The organism is Collimonas sp. OK307 (genome assembly GCF_900113705.1).
Classification (GTDB): Bacteria; Pseudomonadota; Gammaproteobacteria; order Burkholderiales; family Burkholderiaceae_D; genus Collimonas.
Genome location: NZ_FOQI01000001.1, coordinates 313182 through 330214, shown reverse-complemented (window position 1 = coordinate 330214; position 17033 = coordinate 313182). Strand labels below are relative to the sequence as shown.

The following is a 17033-nucleotide window of genomic DNA, read 5'->3' as shown; positions in this document are numbered from 1 at the left end:
AATCCGTAAGCAGGCATTGCCAATTTTTGCGTTTTTTTTGAGGCAATTTTGAAGCGAACGTCACTGCAACGCCTATTCATTTTGCCGTTTGCAGCGCTACTGTTGTGTCTGGCCGTTTCAGTCGGCTGGCTGCTCTATCAAACCGGTCAGCAAGCTACCGATGCGTTATCGCAGAAGGTCCTGGCCGACATGATGGGAGGCATCAACAGCGTCATCAACAGGCAATTATTCGACGCCGGCGCGGCGTTGCGGGTGGTCGCGCCCGATCAGATTGCCGACGCCGCCAATAAAACCCCGACTCCCATCCCTTTTCCGGTCAGCGTGAACCGGCTGGAAGAGCGCATGTGGATTGCCAGCGGCCTGTTTCCGGTGGTGGGCGGCTTGATCAGCTTTGCCGGTACGGACGGCCATTATGTCTCCATTCGCCGAAGCGCTGCCAACGAATTCCGGGTCAGGTTGAGAGGCGCCGGCGAGAGCTTGGTCCACATGTACCGCAGTCGCGGCCCCGCCACGGAAATGACGTTCCTGGAAACGGAACACTACGAGCCGCGCGAGCAGACCTGGTATTTGAATGCTATCAACCAGAAAAAAGATACCTGGTCGCCAGTGTTCATCGATCCCGCCAGCAATGAACCGGTGCTGATGCTGGCGCGGCCGGTGGTTGACGCCAGCAAGCAAGTGTTCGGCGTGGTGGCGCGGGAATTGTCGCTACGGCCGCTACGCGACTATTTGCAGACGTTATCGATGGATAAGAATGGCGTCGCGTTTGTGGCCGAGCGCGACGGCGACCTGCTGGTATCGTCGAATGGTGAAGGTGCTTTCGCCCTGCGCAATGGCGCTCAGAGGCTGTCTGTAAGAAATAATCTCAACGATGTCGCTTCGCCCTTCATGCGCCAAAGCTGGCAATTGGTGCAAACTTATCTACAGAAACACCGTGAGGTTACGGCGGTGATCGATCCGGTAGATACCTCGGCTGCCAGCCCGCCGACGCCAGGCAAGTTGATCATTGGCGCATTTCCCAGCCAGTACGGGCAGATCGAGGTGGCGGCACAGATTCATCGCGATGCTGCCGGGCTGGAATGGGTGGCGGTGGTGGCGTTGCCGCGTTCGGATTTCTGGGGAGCGGTCAATGCCAGTGTCTATAAGAGCTTGTATCTGGGGCTGCTGGTAATCCTGCTGGCTTTGCTGGTCGGCTACGCGATATTGCGCTGGGTCCTGCGCGATATCCGCAAGCTGACGCTGGCGGTACGCAACATCGGCAGCGGCCGGCCATTTGCCAAATTGAATATCGACCGCACCGATGAAATTGGCGAACTGGCAAAGAGCTTCCAGGAAATAGAGCGCCATCTGCGCACCGACCGCCTTACCAGCCTGCTCAATCGCGATACCCTGATCGCGCAGATCGAATTCCGCCGTCGCACCGATGTCGATCCGTCGCTGTTCCGGTTTGCCGTGCTGTTCGTCGATCTGGACAAGTTCAAGCAGGTCAACGATCACTATGGCCATGATGAAGGTGACCGGGTGTTGATTGAAGTTGGCTTGCGCCTGCAAAACGCCTTGCGCAAGGAAGATGAAGTGGCGCGTTTCGGCGGCGATGAATTCATCGTCTACCTGCCCGGCGTAGCCGATGAAGAGTCGGCGCTGGCGATTGCGGAAAAGATTTATGCGGTGCTGAACAAGCCGATCCTGATGGGTAACGGCGAGCATTGCCAGATCGGCGCCTCCATCGGCGGCGCCCTGTATCCGGCCGACGGCCTCGATCTGGAAACCTTGTTGAAGGTAGCCGACAAGCGGATGTATAGTGTCAAGAAATTCGGCGGCCTGACGTTTTCATCGGACGATTAATTCCGGTTTATAGCTTCCATTTACAGTTTTCTTTTCACTCCCTTGCGATGGAGATGCAATGATTTTTTCTACCTGCGATTTATGTGACGCTAACGAAGACAAGCTGGGTACTGCCGCGTTGGCGGTGTTGCCTCCGGTATTTATCGCCTTGGGCAAACGCCAGGCATTTTACGGTCCGGCGCGTACCCTCAAGGTGCATGAAGACAATGTTCTGGTGCGCAGCACGCTGGAAACCGATGGTAACGGCCAGGTGCTGGTGATCGACGGCGGTGGCAGCTTGCGTTGCGCCCTGGTTGGCGGCAATCTCGGCGTGCTGGCGCAAAAGAACGGTTGGGCCGGCATTGTCGTGAATGGCTGCGTACGCGACTCGGCTGAGCTGAACGCCTGCGATATCGGCGTGCGTGCGTTGGCGTTGCACCCGCAACGCAGCGTTCGCAAAGGGGTAGGGGAGCGCGATATCAGCGTCTCCATTGCCGGCGTGACGATTGCGCCGGGCGCATGGATTTATGCCGATGCCGACGGCGTGCTGGTGGCTAGCCAAAAGCTGCTTTGAGCAAAGCAGCTTGGGCTGGCACGGTGCAATCTTCATTCCGGCGACTGGCCCTGGTTCAACCATGGGGATGCGGTACTCCAGAAGATAATGTCTACGCCCAGGTAATTCTCCGCGTAGTCGGAAAATTCATCGCGGGTAAACGGTTTCTTTGTTTTGGGATTGGTATAGGTTAGTGTCGGTTCCTGCACGGCCATTGCTACCAGGCTGAGTTTGCCTTTGTACTGATGGAAAAACGGATAGGCATTTTTCATCTGTGCTGCTTTATTCGGGACGACGTCGGGGCCGCCCAGACCAATGTGGTTCTGTTCGGCAAAAGCAAACAGGCGCGACATATATTTGTGATCGTTATCCCATTCGCATGGCCAGAAATTGACGTATTGGACCACATGCGACTGTTTAAATGCCTTTTTGGCAAAATCGAGATTTTCCATTTCCGCATTAAAATATTTTTCGCAGCTGAATCCGGTTTTGTCGTGCTTCACGTCGGGATCGATCGCGGTTTCCGGAAGGTTGACGCCAAATACACGGCCATCGAATTTTTCTGCCAGCACTTTCAATAGCAGCTGATAGCGTTGTTGCACCGCCGGATTCCATTGCTGGGCAACCCAGCCATAACCTATTGGTTTATTTTCCCCGGGGTTGTCGTACTGTGCGACAACGCCACCTTTATAAATCGGATCCTGCTGCAAATATAGCGGCACATTTTTATGTTTTAGCTCAAAAAAACGATCCTGGATCTGAATAAACAATTTTTTGTTCAACCCATCGAGATAGTTCAAATCCTTTTCGATTTGTGAGAAGTCGTATTGATTTTTCTCTTTTTCCAGCGCCTTCCAGCTGTAGACGACTTGCACGCCCCCGATGTCCGGGCGTTGTATCAATGCTTCAATTCGCGTTAAGTTGTCGGAGCTGGTATAGAGAAAGTTTTGTGGTGCAGAAGCCAGTGCATTGCAAGATAGTGAATAGAGCAGAACACTTCCAATGAAGAGTGATTTTGCCGATAAATTCATTCGTCCTCCTCTTTGCGGTTTCGAAAATGACATAGCTTAGCTTACTTAAATTTCCGTTTTCTCTGACGCTCCAGATTTCTCCCTTTTACTTAGACACATTTCCACAGCCACGCCAGTTGGCGTCTTTGTGGGTCGACTGGACCTGGCGCTGAATGCCAGCAACTTGTTCAACCGCACCTTCGTGAGCGGCTGCCAGTCGGAAAACACCTGTTTCTACGGTAACCAGCGCACACTGGTCGCATCGGCGAAGTACAACTGGTAGTGAAAGGAGCAGAGTGAACACAAAGGCGTGCCCACCCTACATGATCAGCTCTTTTTCAGCTGATCCCGGATCGGCAGGTTGCGGATGCGCTTGCCGGTAGCAGCAAAAATAGCATTACACAGCGCCGGAGCGATCGGCGGCGTGCCCGGTTCACCGACACCTCCCAGCGGCATGTCGTACTTATGCGGCACCATGTGGACCCGCAGGTCACGTGGGGCGCTGAAGGCGCGCAGCACTTCGTATTCATGGAAGTTACCTTGCTCCGCACTGCCGTTCTTGAAAGTGATTTCACCGGTCAGCGCCAGGCTCAGTCCCATGATGCAGGCGCCTTCGACTTGCGAGCGGATCCGGTCCGGCGTGATCTGCGGCCCGCAATCGATCGCCATGTCGACTCTTGGAATACTGATCGTGCCGTCATCGGCAACCGCCACTTCAATCACTGCGGCCACATAAGACATGAAGCTGTAAGCCACGGCAAGACCCAAGCCGTGGCCCTTAGGCACCTTGCGGCCCCAGCCGGCTTCCTTGGTCGCCAGCTCCACCACTTGCCGCATGCGGCCGGTATCGAGCGGATACAAGACCGGCGATTCGCCGTAGTTGGTGGTGTCCGACATCTCTTGCGGATTGACCTGGCGCGCCGGGCCGATCAGCTCCAGCAGGAATTCCTTGTGATCGCGCTTGGCTGCCGCCGCCAGTTCGGCCACAAACGATTGCACAGCAAATGCGTGCGGAATGTTGTAGACCGAGCGGAACCAGCCGATCCGAGTATGTGCCTCCACTTCCGGCGCTTCGATGCGGATATTCGGGATCACGAACGGAATGTTGATTGCGCCCATGCCCAGTTCGCCTGGCTGTTCGCCTTTGGCGCCGGCGACGAAAGTGGAGGCGATGGTCGGCGCCGCGCTACGGTGCAGCCAGGCTAGCGGTTTGCCTTTGGCATCGAGCGTACTTTCCAGGTGTTCCAGCGAAACTGTGTGGAAATAATCGTGACGCAGATCGTCTTCGCGCGTCCAGGTAACCTTGACCGGCGCGCCATCCATCGCTTGCGACAGCAGCGCCGCTTCGGCTGCGAAATCAGGCTTGGATTTGCGGCCGAAGCCACCACCCAGCAAGGTGACATTAACCTTCACGGCGTCGGTTTTCCAGCCCAGGCGATCCGCCACCGTGTCGCGCGTGGCTTGCGGGTCCTGCACGCAGGCCCAGACTTCGCATTTGCCGTTGGCAGTGCGGGCCGTGGCCGCCGGCGGCTCCATCGTGGCATGCGCCAGATGCGGGATGTAGTACTCGGCTTCGATGCGTTTGCCGGCTTGCGCCAGCGCCGCCATGGTGTCGCCGGTATTACGCATTACCTTGGCCGGCTTGCGTGCAGCTTCCTGCAAGGTGGTTTTGAACGCAGTCGAATCGTAGCCGGCATGCGGACCATTGTCCCAGGTGATCTTCAATGCTTCACGACCTTTGATCGCGGCCCAGGTATTGCGTGCAATTACGGCAATGCCGCCCAATGGATTGAACTTGGCTGGAGGCGGGCTGCCTTTGAGTTCGATCACGCGCACCACGCCCGGAATTTTCAAGGCTTCGGCAGAATCGAAACTCGCCACTTTGCCGCCATACACCGGCGGCCGTGCGATCACCGCATACAGCATGCCGTCGAGACGGGTATCGATGCCGTAGTGGGTATTGCCGGTAACGATGTCACGGAAATCGACGCTGTTGAATACGTCTTTGCCGATATAGCGGAACTGCGCGGGATCCTTCAGTTGCACCTGGGCTGCCGGCGGCACCTGCAACTTGGCGGCATCGACTGCCAGCTCGCCGAAGCCCAGCTTGCGGCCGCTCTTGGCGTGCAGTACTTCATGGTTTTTGGTGGTGATCTCCGATGCCGGCACGCTCCAGCGTGTAGCGGCGGCCGAAATCAGCATCAGGCGGGCAGTGGCGCCCACCTGGCGCATTGGAGTAAAGAAATGGCGCATGCTGCGCGAGCCATCGGTATTCTGGTTGCCGTAGCGGCTTTCGTCGGCATTGGCTTGCACCACGCGCACGCGGCTCCAGTCGGCGTCGAGCTCATCGGCTACTACCAGCGGCAGGCTGGTGCGGATACCCTGGCCCATTTCGGAGCGATGGGCAACGATGGTGACGATGCCGTCGGCACCTATCGAAACGAAGACGAGTGGATCGTTGACGGTGCCGCCAGGCATGCCGGCACCGCCGTATTTTTTTGCCGGGGCCGGATCGGCCGCCATCACCAGTCCGTTCACGCCAACCGTCAACGCCAGTCCGGTAAACGCACCGACACCTTTGAGCCAGGTACGGCGACTGACTGATGCAACGCCTCTAACCTCTTCACCTGGAGTGTTAGCGCTATCTTTTTCAAAATCAAAAGCGGCGCTCATTTGGCGACTCCTTTATCCGCGACTTGTTTAATCGCGGCGCGGATACGGGTATAGGTGCCGCAACGGCAGATATTGCCGCTCATGGCATCGTCGATTTCCTTGTCGGTGGGCTTGGCGGTGGTTTTCAGCAAGGCGGTGGCAGACATGATCTGGCCGGCCTGGCAATAACCGCATTGCGGCACGCCTAGTGCAATCCATGCTTCCTGCACCGCATGGCCAACCTTGTCTTCAGCCATCGCTTCGATGGTGGTGACTTTCTTGCCGGCAGCGGCGCTAATCGGAGTAATACAGGAACGGATCGGCTCGCCATCCAGATGGACGGTGCAGGCGCCGCAAAGGGCCATGCCGCAACCGAATTTGGTGCCGGTCAGGCCGACGTGATCGCGCAGGGTCCACAGCAGCGGAGTGTCTTCCGGTAAGTCGATGTCATGCTGCTTGCCGTTGATGTTCAGGCTTGTCATGGTGGGTTCTACCTTTCCAGCTTGGGGTTGATAACCTATTGAAGGACGAATTCGCTGTAGCTAAATTGCAGCCAGTGTAATCTAATTGATAACTTTGTGAGTTGTCTGGCAATTACTAATGATTCGATCAGAATAGTTGTGCCTTGGCATTGTAGACCCAAGTCAAATTCTTTGATGATGGGCAACTGTTTCGGGGATAATTGGCAGATTGTAATTTTGGTGATGGAGTTTCGATGTCCGATTTGTTTAATAAAACTGGTCGCATTCCCGACAATGTTTCGCTGCCCGAGCTGACGGTACGGGGCATCATTCTAGGCGCGTTGATAACAGTCGTATTCACGGCCTCCAATGTGTACCTGGGCTTGAAAGTCGGCCTGACTTTTTCTTCCGCGATTCCGGCCGCCGTGATTTCGATGGCAGTGTTGCGGATGTTCAAGAGCGCCAATATTCTTGAAAACAATATGGTGCAAACCCAGGCCTCGGCCGCAGGCACCTTGTCTTCGATTATCTTTATCCTGCCCGGACTGGTCATGATCGGTTACTGGCAAGGCTTCCCATACTGGCAAACCCTGGCGATTTGCGCCGCCGGCGGCATGCTGGGCGTGATGTTCACGATTCCGCTGCGGCACGCGATGGTGGTGCAAAGCGACCTGCCTTATCCGGAAGGCGTGGCGGCTGCGGAAATCCTGCGCGTCGGTAGTGCTGAAGTCGAACTCGACACGGTTACCGGCAAGGCCGGAGCCAAGGCGGAAACCGGCATCGTCGACATCATGGCCGGTGGTTTCACCGCTGCCATCGTGACCTTGTTCTCATCCGGTTTCCGGGTGCTGGGCGAAGGCATCAATTTGTGGTTTGCAGCCGGGCCTGCGGTAGTGCGGTTGTCTGCCGGATTTTCGCTGGCATTGCTGGGCGCCGGTTACCTGATCGGCATCGTCGCCGGTATCGCCATGTTGATCGGTTTGCTGATTGCCTGGGGCGTGGCTGTACCTGTGCTGACTTCGATGCACAGCATCCCGGACGGCATGACGCTGGCCAAATATGCCACTGGCTTGTGGAGCAAGGACGTGCGCTTCATCGGCGCCGGCACCATCGGCGTGGCGGCGGTATGGACGCTGATCACTTTGTTCAAACCGATGCTGGAAGGCGTCAAGACTTCCTTCCAGGCGCTGCGCGGCGGCAATGGCCGCATCAATATTCCACGCACCGAGCGCGATCTTGCGCCGGGCTGGATCATCGCCATCACGCTGGTGCTGGTAGCGATCCTGGCAGCGACCTTTGCCAGCTTCCTGAGCGCGGCGCCATTGTCCGCCGGCATGGTGTGGGGCCTGGTTGCCTACAGCGTCTTGTTCGCGGTTATCTTCGGTTTCCTGATTGCTGCTGCCTGCGGCTACATGGCAGGACTGATCGGTTCTTCCGCCAGTCCGATTTCCGGCGTTGGTATCGTCGCCGTGGTGTTGATCTCCTTGCTGATTTTGCTGGTGGGCAGCGGTGACGGTTTGCTGGCCACTGAAAGCGGGAATAAGTTAGGGATTGCGCTGGCAATCTTTACCACCTCGGCAGTGATCGCAGTGGCGACTATTTCCAACGATAACCTGCAGGATCTGAAAACCGGCTGGCTGGTCGGCGCAACACCTTGGCGTCAGCAGGTAGCGTTACTGATCGGCTGCGTGGTCGGCGCGGTGGTAATTCCGCCGGTGCTTGAGCTGTTGTATAACGCTTACGGTTTTGCCGGGGCGATGCCGCGCGCGGAGATGGATGTGGCGCACGCCTTGTCGGCGCCGCAAGCGACCTTGATGACCGCCATTGCGACCGGGATTTTTACCCATCAACTGAACTGGAACATGATCTTGATCGGCCTTGGATTGGGCGTGGTGCTGGTAGCGGTCGATGAAGTGTTGCGCCGTCGTGGTGGTGTCGCGCGTTTGCCGGTGCTGGCGGTCGGGATCGGCATTTATCTGCCGCCGACAGTTGCCTCGACGCTGGTGCTGGGCACATTGCTGGCCTGGATTATCGAACGCATCTTGAAAAAGCGTGCGCAGAAGCAAGGCGTGCCATACGAGCAATACGCCGAAGCGCCGAACCGGCGGGGCGTCTTGCTGGCTTCCGGCCTGATCGTCGGTGAAAGCCTGGTGGGTGTGCTGCTGGCGGCCATCATTGGCTTTACCGGCAACGATTCGCCATTGGCGCTGGTTGGCGGTACGTTTGAAAATACCGCGCAATGGCTCGGCCTGATCGTATTTGCAGCTGTGGCTTGGGTATTTTCGCGTCGTGTATTGACGGCACAGAAGGCATAAGCTGGAGTAGCAGGGGCCATTGCAGAAGGTGTGCGATGGCCCGCACCGGAAATTGGACAGGTGGGTACATTTAGGCGAACTACTACAGGAGGGAATATGTCTGAGCGCGACACTAAGCTCCACGGTTGCTGGCGATTGGTTTCTTTTGATACCGAGCTTCAGGACTCAAAGGAGCGCACCCAACCGTGGGGCGCCACCCCCAATGGGCATCTTATGTTCGGCTCTGACGGGCGAATGATGGTGTTAATTACCGCACAGGTGCGGGAGCCAGGGAATACGGATGAGAAACTGCTGGCACTTTTCCGTACTTTGATCGCCTATACAGGACGGTATCGGATAGATGGGGACAGGTTCATCACAAAGGTTGATTCATCTTGGAATGAAGCCTGGAACGGCACCGAGCAGGAACGATCATACAAGCTTGATGGAGACGCGCTCGTCGTCTTTACGGCCTGGATGCCGAATCCGTTAGTACCAGGAAATCCGATAGGAAGGGCTATTCTCAGTTTTAGACGCGAGTAATAAGACGGCGCCCATGAATCGGAACAGGGCGCCAGTTTCTGGCAACAACTACTTCACGCTGGTAACAACATAATCTGTGCCTTGTTTGGCGAAATCGATGGTCGCTTTCTTGTCGACTGAGAGTTTGTCGAAGAACACCTTGTCCTTCACAACAAAGGTCATCGTCATGGCCGGCCAATTCAAACTCTTGACAGGTCCGTGTGCCAGTGTCACGGTGCCTTTGGTCGTGTCAACAGTCTTCACCACACCGGTCGCCTGATGGGTGGCTACCTTGGCAGTGGCGCTGGAACTCATGTTGTCCATCGGCATGGTCTTCATGTCCATACCCTTCATATCCATGTTTTTCGTGCTGGCAGATTGCGCGAGTGCAGTTCCGGATGCGGACAGTGCCAGAAGCAAAGAGAGGATTGCGATTGGTTTCATGCTTATTTCCTTTTTTTAAGTTGAGAGTGGTAATACGAAACAGATTGCACTCGTCCGTTAGATAAAAACCTTACGGCCGAGCGCCGCGCCTGCTTCCATGCGCGTTTATTGCGACCTCATTGGCGCTTGGCAATTTGCCCCCGGCGTAACAGCAGATAGACCGCCGGGACTACAAACATCGATAGCAGCGGCGCAGTGATCATCCCGCCCACCATCGGTGCGGCAATGCGCTGCATGACTTCCGATCCGGTGCCGGCACCGAGCATGATTGGTACCAGGCCGGCGATGATGACGGCTACCGTCATCGCCTTGGGCCGTACCCGCAATACCGCGCCTTCGCGTATCGCATCGAGCAGATCGGCTTCGCTGCCTTTGCCGCTGGCCTGCCGTTGTTCCCAGGCCTGTTTCAAATACAGCAACATGATCACGCCAAATTCCGCTGATACGCCGGCCAGTGCAATGAAGCCGACGCCACCGGCGACCGACAGGTGATAGTCAAGCAGCCACAACAGCCAGATACCGCCAGCAAGTGCAAACGGCAATGTCCCCATGATCAAGGCTGCTTCGTCGAAACGCTTGAAAGTCACGTACAGCAGGACAAAAATAATCAGCAAGGTGGCAGGTACCACGATTTTTAGTCTGGCGGTGGCGCGCTCCAGATATTCGAACTGTCCTGACCAGGCGATCGAGTAACCGGCCGGCAATTTAACTTCCTTCGCCACAACTTGCTGCATGTCGTGAACGGTGGAGCTCAGGTCGCGATCACGGATATCGACATAAACCCAACCCGACAGACGTGCATTTTCGCTTTTGAGCATCGGCGGGCCGTCGTTGATGCGAATCGCCGCGACATCGACCAACTGGATTTGGGCGCCGCGCTCTGTCAGCACCGGTAGCTGGCGCAATTTTTCGACAGAGTCGCGTACCTCGCGTGGATAACGTACGTTGATCGGGAAGCGTTGCAATCCCTCTACGGTTTCGCCGATGTTGTCGCCGCCAATCGCCGCCGATACGACACTTTGTACGTCCGAAATATTCAAACCGTAGCGGGCTGCCGCATCGCGGTCGATGTTTACATCGATATACCGGCCGCCGTTCAAACGCTCGGCCAGCGCCGACGATACCCCCGGTACGTGCTTGACGGCGCGTTCTATTTCGCCGGTAATACGGTCGATTTCCTGCAGGCTTACCCCTGCGACCTTGACCCCGACCGGACTTTTGATGCCGGTCGCCAGCATATCGATCCGATTGCGTATCGGCGGCACCCAGATGTTCGAAAGCCCGGGTACCTTGGCGACGCGGTCCAGTTCCTGGATCAGTTTGTCGGGCGTCATGCCGGGCCGCCACTGGTCGTGCGGCTTGAACTGGATCATGGTTTCAAACATTTCCAGCGGCGCCGGATCGGTGGCGCTCTCCGCGCGGCCGGCTTTGCCGAACACACTTTGTACTTCAGGCACGGTTTTGATCAGCCGATCGGTCTGTTGCAACAATTGCTGCACCTTGCCGGCCGACAGCCCGGGCAGCGCCGACGGCATATACAAGACATCACCTTCATCCAATGGCGGCATGAACTCGCCGCCGAGCCGGGTCATGGGCCACACCGTCACAGCGGCCACCAACACCGCACCTGACAAAGTCCATTTCGGGAAGCACAACACGATATCTAGCAAGGGGCGATACAGCGCGATCAGGAAACGATTGAGCGGATTCTTTTGCTCATTCGGGATTTTGCCGCGAATCAAATAGCCCATCAAGACTGGAATCAATGTCACCGCCAACCCGGCCGCCGCTGCCATCGCGTAGGTTTTGGTAAAAGCAAGTGGGGAGAATAATCGTCCCTCCTGCGCTTCCAGCGTAAACACCGGAATGAACGAGAGCACAATAATCAATAGCGAGAAGAACAGCGCCGGACCCACTTCGGCAGCGGCGTCGCCAATGACGCGCCAGTGATCATTGCCTTGCAATTTCTCGCCGGGATGCGCATGGCTCCAGGCCTCGATATGCTTGTGGGCATTTTCGATCATCACCACCGCGGCATCGACCATGGCGCCGACCGCGATAGCAATCCCGCCCAGCGACATGATGTTGGCATTAACTCCCTGGTAATACATGACGATAAAGGCGATCAGGATGCCGATCGGCAGCGTGATGATGGCAACCAGCGCCGAGCGGATGTGGAACAGGAAGATGGCGCACACCACGGCGACCACGATGAATTCCTCGATCAGTTTTTCTTTCAGGTTGGTGACAGCGCGCTTGATCAGGTTCGAGCGGTCATAGGTTGTGATGATTTCGACACCGGGCGGCAAGCTCGCCTTCAATTTCTCCAGCTTGGCTTTCACGGCATCGATGGTTTCAAGCGCATTTTTACCGGAGCGCATGATGATGACGCCGCCGGCGACTTCACCTTCGCCGTTCAGCTCGGCAATCCCGCGCCGCATCTCCGGCCCCACCTGGACGCGGGCGACATCGCCCAGCCGCACCGATACCCCGGCATCGGTCGTCATCAACGGAATCTTGCGGAAATCGTCCAGCGATTTCAGATACCCGGATGCGCGCACCATGTATTCGGCCTCACCCAGTTCCAACACGGAACCGCCGGTTTCCTGGTTGGCTTTCTGCACCGCGTCGATGATCTTGCCGTGCGGGATGTTGTAGGCGCGCATCTTGTCCGGATCCAGCACGATCTGATACTGACGCACCATGCCGCCGATACTGGCTACCTCCGAGACATTCGGCACGGCTTTCAGCTCGTACTTCAGAAACCAGTCCTGCAAGGCACGCAACTGCGACAGATCCATCTTGCGGCTATGATCGACCAGTGCGTATTCGTAGACCCAGCCGACGCCGGTGGCATCCGGTCCGAGCGCGGTTTTAGCTTGCGGCGGCAGGCGCGACTGCACCTGGTTCAAGTATTCCAGCACCCGTGAACGGGCCCAGTAAGGATCGGTGCCATCTTCGAACAGGACATAGACAAAGGAATCGCCAAAAAACGAGTAGCCACGCACCGTCTTTGCGCCTGGCACCGACAGCATGGTGGTGGTCAGCGGATAGGTGACCTGGTTCTCGACTATCTGGGGCGCCTGGCCAGGATAGCTGGTGCGGATAATGACTTGTACATCCGATAAATCAGGAATGGCGTCCAGCGGCGTGCGTGCCAGCGACCAAATGCCCCAGGCCGTCACCATCAGCGTCGCCAGTAGCACCAGGAAGCGATTAACGATGGACCAGCGGATCAGCTTGGCGATCATTGCGCAGCTCCTGGTGGTGTGGACATGACCTCCATGCGTGTTTCGGCACCCTTCAGACTGGCTTCGGAATCGATCAGGAACTGGCCGGAGACGACGACCTGTTGTCCCGCGTCCAATCCTTTGCGGATTTCAGTCTGGCCATTGGTCTCGCTGCCGATTTCAACGGCGACCGGGAGGAATTTGCCGTTACCTTCCGCTACCATGACGACGCTGCGGGTTCCCGTCTGAATTACTGCTTCAGTCGGTACCAGCAAGACATCCTTGCGCGCGGTGGGCGAAAAGTTGATCGTCGCAAACATACCCGGCACCAGCTGGCCGGACGGATTGGCCAACTCGATGCGCGCCTTGAGCGTACGGGTAGCCGGATTCACATCCGGCAGAATCGCGCTGACCTTGCCTTTAAATACCGTTCCTTGCAATGCCGGCGTGCGCGCTTCGACTGCATTTCCCGGGCGCACCTGTGCCGCCATGCTCTCCGGCACATCGGCATTGACCCAAATCGTGCCAAGGCCGTTGATTTTGAACATCGGTGCGCCAGCCATCACGGTCATGCCTTCGCGCACCGCCAGCTCCGAGACCACGCCGCCGATAGGAGCGAGAATGCTCAGGCGAGCCTGTACCTTGCCACTCGATTCCACCAGGCGTATCTGGTCATCCGTCATGCCGACCAGGCGCATGCGCTGGCGGGCACCGCCAAGCAGGCCCTCCATGTCATTTCCCTGCATGCGCTTGACCGATAGATACTCTTCCTGCGCTGCCACCCATTCAGGTACATACAATTCAGCCAACGCCTGTCCCTTGCGCACCGGGTCGAGTGGCGCGCGTGCATACAGCCGTTCTACGAATCCATTGCTGCGTGCCTGTACCACAGCGACGTCGCGCTCGTTGTATGCCACGCTACCCACGGCAACGACTACGGACGCCAAATTACCTCTGGTGACTTCGGCAGTGCGTATGCCGAGATTTTGCTCCACCCTCGGACTGATTTTGACCTTGCCATCGTCGCCGCCAGGATCGGCATCATTGGCATATACCGGGACCAATTGCATATCCATGAACGGCGACTTGCCCGGCTTGTCGAATTTCTGACCCGGCACCATCGGGTCGTGCCAATACAGCACTTTTTTCGCAGAGTCGCCGGCCGCCGGGTCGTTGGCCCGGGATGAAGTGGTGAGCTCCTTGCCGTGATTCATGCCAGCCCGGTACAGGCCGTAGCCGGTTGTTCCGAGAAGAGCGGTAATGGTAGCAATCGCGGCGGCGAGGAATAGTTTCTTGTTTTTCATTGGGTGTCCTTGTTCATCCCGGAATGCGTCGTTACGTCGTCGGCAGGAAAGAGAAAATTGAGCTGGGCCCACAAGCGGTCGGTTTCGGTTGCCAGTTGCAATGCCTGAATGCGAACGTCGATCACATTGCGACGTGCCGCAAGAACATCAGCCAGACTGGTTTTGCCGCCGCTGTAAGCAGTGATCGCAGCCAGCGTGCGTTGATTTGCCAGCGGGATCAGTTCATGTTCGTAGCGGGCATAACGTTCCCGGTCGTTTTGCCATTCGTCGACCTGGGTGCGGATCTTGGCCATATTTGCGCGCAACATTTCCTCACGCTCGGCCTTGGCTTGCTCCACCTGCGCCAGTTTGGAAGAAAGTTCGCGATCCTGGCGATTTTCGCGATCCCATTGCAGCGGAATCGACAGGCCGACGGACACCATGTTGGAAAAAGGCGCCGCGCGTTGCTGGAATGACACTTCTACACTCCAATCCGCTTTTTCATTGGCTTTCGCGATCTTGGCTTGCGTCTCGGCGACGGCGATTTGCTTCGCCAGGACGACCATTTGCGGATGGTGCGCAATGGTATCGTCGAGCATCGCCGGATTCACCCGGACGGTATCGGTAACTGGCTTGTCGGCCAAAGAAACACCCGAAACATTACCAATCCAGCGTGCCAGCATGGTATTGGCATTGCGCACGCGGCGCCGGATCTCGCTGGCGCGATCATCAAACTTCGCCAGCGCGTCGCGGGCGGCGATGACATCGGTTTGATTGCCGCGACCGGCTCGGTAGGCGCCTTCGGCCGATTGAATTTCGAGCTTCGCCTGCTCACCTTGTTCGGCGACCACGGCCGCCATTGCATTCGCGTAATAGAGTTCAAGCCAAGCCAGCGCTGTGTCGCGTTCGATCGTAGCCGTTGCGGCTTTTTTTTCGGCCAGGGTCTTTTGCGCTTCCAGTTCGAATACATCAGAACGTAAACGGCGTTTGTCAGAACGTGTAATTTCCTGCATCACTCCGACCCGCCGCTGGGTCATGAAATCAGTGTTGAGGTTGCCACGGTCACGTCCGGTAACCGGCACATTGTCGATGCCAACCTGCAATACCGGGTCGGGTAGTTGGCCGGCGGCGACTGCCATGTCACGCGCGGCGGCGATAGAATAATCCTGTGCTGTAAGTTGGCGCGAACGTTCTACGGCGCGGCGCTGGGCCTCGGCGAGTGTGAGTGGTGCTTCAACCGCGTAGACGTTGGCCGCCAGCATCAGCCAACCGGCCAGTGCGGCGAGGCTGGATTTTACGAAAAAACGAAGAACCGCATTGCGCACCGGATAGTGTGCAACATGCGGAAGTGACAGCAGGGATGACATGAAACCTCCAGATAGCAATAGACAACGTCGGACATGCACAAGGCACGACGATGGCGGACTAGGCGATCTGGGGAGTTAAATGCGGAAACAGCAGTTTCGTATAGACAGCGGTGGCGCTGTGGATCGCGCCAAAAGAAGAGAATTGGGTTGGACGTCGCTGGAGTGGTCGACGATCTCGATATTCTGGAATACCAGCGTCAGTGCGGCAGCGATAAAGGGTTGCACAGGTGGCACAGATGGCCGGTCCAGCGACTGGTTGCCTGCCTGGCCATTGGCGTGGCAGAGACTTGGTTGCTCCTTGTCCACGCCCACGCAATCGCTCATCGCCTGGTCACTCTCCACGGACATCGACATCGAATCGTCGATTTGCCCTGTGTTGGAACTCGGACAGGCGTAACCCGCCATGGCAAGCTGCATGAACAGCATGCTGACCAGCACGATAAGTGCGGCAATCAGGCGGGATGAGCGGGAAAATTTCATTGTTTGTAATTTTTGCTTTATTTATAGTACGTAGCAACGATATTTGTTGTCAAGCTAGCGCATTGTCAGGGTTACCCCTGTAGGAAGGTCAAGAACTATTTGGTTTCCACTGGCAACTATTTAGAGAAGTCTGTAGAGATGTCTATGAAACCCAGGCCGATTGACTAGAATGGTTGTTCCAGGCTGCTCAGTTGGGGCTCTGCACGCAGAGTTTGACAAGCCCATCACACATAACGGAGGCTGAAAATGACAATTCGCATAGGTGACGTAGCGCCGGATTTTACTGCTGAAACCACTGAAGGAAAGATCAACTTTCACGAGTGGATCGGGGATCAGTGGGCCATCCTGTTTTCCCACCCGAAAGATTTCACCCCCGTCTGTACTACCGAGCTGGGCTACATGGCGCGCCTGAAACCGGAGTTTGACAAACGCAACACCAAGATCATGGGACTAAGTGTGGATCCCGTCAGCGACCACAATGCCTGGCTCAAGGATATTGAAGAGACGCAAGGCCATGCGGTCAATTATCCGATGATCGGCGATGCCGACCTGACGGTCGCGAAACTCTACGACATGATTCATCCCAATGCCAGCGGCGGGCAGCGCAGCGCGGCTGACAACGCCACCGTGCGCTCGGTATTCATCGTCGGACCGGACAAGAAGGTCAAGGCAATGCTGGTCTATCCGATGAGCTCGGGCCGAAATTTCGATGAGGTGCTGCGTTTGCTCGATTCGATTCAGCTGAACGCCAAACACACTGTGGCGACGCCGGTGAACTGGAAACCCGGTGAAGACGTCATTATTCCCACCTCGGTGTCCGACGAGGACGCCAAAAAGAAATACCCGCAGGGCTTCAAGACATTGAAACCGTATTTACGGGTCGTGTCGCAACCGAAGTAAAGGCTTGGCGCAT

14 protein-coding genes are annotated in these 17033 nt (G+C 56.8%); 6 read left to right on the top strand and 8 right to left on the bottom strand.

The features are described 5' to 3' along the window. The first annotated feature begins 48 nt into the window (after positions 1-48). A complete protein-coding gene (locus BM205_RS01455; protein ID WP_092411896.1) occupies positions 49-1845 on the top strand; it encodes a diguanylate cyclase in 1797 nt (598 codons plus the stop codon). Between the two features lie 58 nt (positions 1846-1903). Next, on the top strand, positions 1904-2398 hold the full coding sequence (gene rraA, locus BM205_RS01450) for a ribonuclease E activity regulator RraA (protein ID WP_092411895.1): 495 nt from the start codon (positions 1904-1906) through the stop codon (positions 2396-2398). A gap of 32 nt (positions 2399-2430) precedes the next feature. Here the strand turns inward: rraA and BM205_RS01445 are convergent, their stop codons facing one another. Further along, complete coding sequence (locus BM205_RS01445) at positions 2431-3408, bottom strand: hypothetical protein (protein ID WP_092411894.1); 978 nt, start codon at positions 3406-3408, stop codon at positions 2431-2433. A 127-nt stretch (positions 3409-3535) separates the two neighbouring features. On the opposite strand from BM205_RS01445, the gene BM205_RS24640 reads away from it, so the two are divergent. Then, on the top strand, positions 3536-3670 hold the full coding sequence (locus BM205_RS24640; RefSeq protein ID WP_256381754.1) for a hypothetical protein: 135 nt from the start codon (positions 3536-3538) through the stop codon (positions 3668-3670). A 44-nt stretch (positions 3671-3714) separates the two neighbouring features. Here the strand turns inward: BM205_RS24640 and BM205_RS01440 are convergent, their stop codons facing one another. Both BM205_RS01440 and BM205_RS01435 read right to left on the bottom strand, forming a co-directional pair. Next, positions 3715-6060 carry a xanthine dehydrogenase family protein molybdopterin-binding subunit gene (locus BM205_RS01440; protein ID WP_092411893.1) on the bottom strand — a complete coding sequence of 782 codons (2346 nt, stop codon included), beginning with the start codon at positions 6058-6060 and terminating at the stop codon, positions 3715-3717. Further along, a complete protein-coding gene (locus BM205_RS01435; protein WP_092411892.1) occupies positions 6057-6521 on the bottom strand; it encodes a (2Fe-2S)-binding protein in 465 nt (154 codons plus the stop codon). Before BM205_RS01435 ends, BM205_RS01440 begins: the two co-directional genes overlap by 4 nt. Before the next feature lie 233 nt (positions 6522-6754). Here BM205_RS01435 and BM205_RS01430 point away from each other — a divergent pair, with 233 nt between their 5' ends. Next, the gene (locus tag BM205_RS01430; RefSeq protein WP_092411891.1) at positions 6755-8815 is read left to right on the top strand and encodes an OPT family oligopeptide transporter; all 2061 of its coding nucleotides are present in this window, start codon (positions 6755-6757) and stop codon (positions 8813-8815) included. A 96-nt stretch (positions 8816-8911) separates the two neighbouring features. Next, entirely contained in the window at positions 8912-9337 is a 426-nt protein-coding gene (locus BM205_RS01425; RefSeq protein ID WP_092411890.1) for a lipocalin-like domain-containing protein, read from the top strand. A 48-nt stretch (positions 9338-9385) separates the two neighbouring features. Here the strand turns inward: BM205_RS01425 and BM205_RS01420 are convergent, their stop codons facing one another. The 5 genes from BM205_RS01420 to BM205_RS01400 all read right to left on the bottom strand — a co-directional run bounded on the left by BM205_RS01420 (position 9386) and on the right by BM205_RS01400 (position 16120). Further along, positions 9386-9760, bottom strand: coding sequence for a copper-binding protein (locus BM205_RS01420; protein ID WP_092411889.1), 375 nt, complete (start codon positions 9758-9760; stop codon positions 9386-9388). A 116-nt stretch (positions 9761-9876) separates the two neighbouring features. Then, a complete protein-coding gene (locus BM205_RS01415; RefSeq protein ID WP_092411888.1) occupies positions 9877-13011 on the bottom strand; it encodes an efflux RND transporter permease subunit in 3135 nt (1044 codons plus the stop codon). Then, positions 13008-14294, bottom strand: a complete 1287-nt coding sequence (locus BM205_RS01410) for an efflux RND transporter periplasmic adaptor subunit (RefSeq protein WP_092411887.1) — start codon at positions 14292-14294, stop codon at positions 13008-13010. Before BM205_RS01410 ends, BM205_RS01415 begins: the two co-directional genes overlap by 4 nt. Then, positions 14291-15640 carry a TolC family protein gene (locus BM205_RS01405; RefSeq protein WP_254783683.1) on the bottom strand — a complete coding sequence of 450 codons (1350 nt, stop codon included), beginning with the start codon at positions 15638-15640 and terminating at the stop codon, positions 14291-14293. The genes BM205_RS01410 and BM205_RS01405 overlap by 4 nt, the downstream gene beginning before the upstream one ends. A gap of 75 nt (positions 15641-15715) precedes the next feature. Continuing rightward, positions 15716-16120: a hypothetical protein gene (locus BM205_RS01400; RefSeq protein ID WP_092411886.1), complete on the bottom strand. Its 405-nt coding sequence runs from the start codon at positions 16118-16120 to the stop codon at positions 15716-15718. A 246-nt stretch (positions 16121-16366) separates the two neighbouring features. Between BM205_RS01400 and BM205_RS01395 the strand changes: the two genes are divergently transcribed. Next, positions 16367-17020, top strand: a complete 654-nt coding sequence (locus BM205_RS01395) for a peroxiredoxin (protein ID WP_092411885.1) — start codon at positions 16367-16369, stop codon at positions 17018-17020. Positions 17021-17033: the final 13 nt, after the last annotated feature.

Bases quoted from the DNA above. Each gene is read 5' to 3' on its own strand.
- BM205_RS01410 (WP_092411887.1), bottom strand. From the start codon at position 14,294: ATGAAAAACAAGAAACTATTCCTCGCCGCCGCGATTGCTACCATTACC.
- BM205_RS01420 (WP_092411889.1), bottom strand. From the start codon at position 9,760: ATGAAACCAATCGCAATCCTCTCTTTGCTTCTGGCACTGTCCGCATCC.
- BM205_RS01400 (WP_092411886.1), bottom strand. From the start codon at position 16,120: ATGAAATTTTCCCGCTCATCCCGCCTGATTGCCGCACTTATCGTGCTG.
- BM205_RS01395 (WP_092411885.1), top strand. From the start codon at position 16,367: ATGACAATTCGCATAGGTGACGTAGCGCCGGATTTTACTGCTGAAACC.
- BM205_RS01440 (WP_092411893.1), bottom strand. From the start codon at position 6,060: ATGAGCGCCGCTTTTGATTTTGAAAAAGATAGCGCTAACACTCCAGGT.
- BM205_RS01445 (WP_092411894.1), bottom strand. From the start codon at position 3,408: ATGAATTTATCGGCAAAATCACTCTTCATTGGAAGTGTTCTGCTCTAT.
- BM205_RS01430 (WP_092411891.1), top strand. From the start codon at position 6,755: ATGTCCGATTTGTTTAATAAAACTGGTCGCATTCCCGACAATGTTTCG.
- rraA (WP_092411895.1), top strand. From the start codon at position 1,904: ATGATTTTTTCTACCTGCGATTTATGTGACGCTAACGAAGACAAGCTG.
- BM205_RS01415 (WP_092411888.1), bottom strand. From the start codon at position 13,011: ATGATCGCCAAGCTGATCCGCTGGTCCATCGTTAATCGCTTCCTGGTG.
- BM205_RS01405 (WP_254783683.1), bottom strand. From the start codon at position 15,640: ATGTCATCCCTGCTGTCACTTCCGCATGTTGCACACTATCCGGTGCGC.
- BM205_RS01435 (WP_092411892.1), bottom strand. From the start codon at position 6,521: ATGACAAGCCTGAACATCAACGGCAAGCAGCATGACATCGACTTACCG.
- BM205_RS01425 (WP_092411890.1), top strand. From the start codon at position 8,912: ATGTCTGAGCGCGACACTAAGCTCCACGGTTGCTGGCGATTGGTTTCT.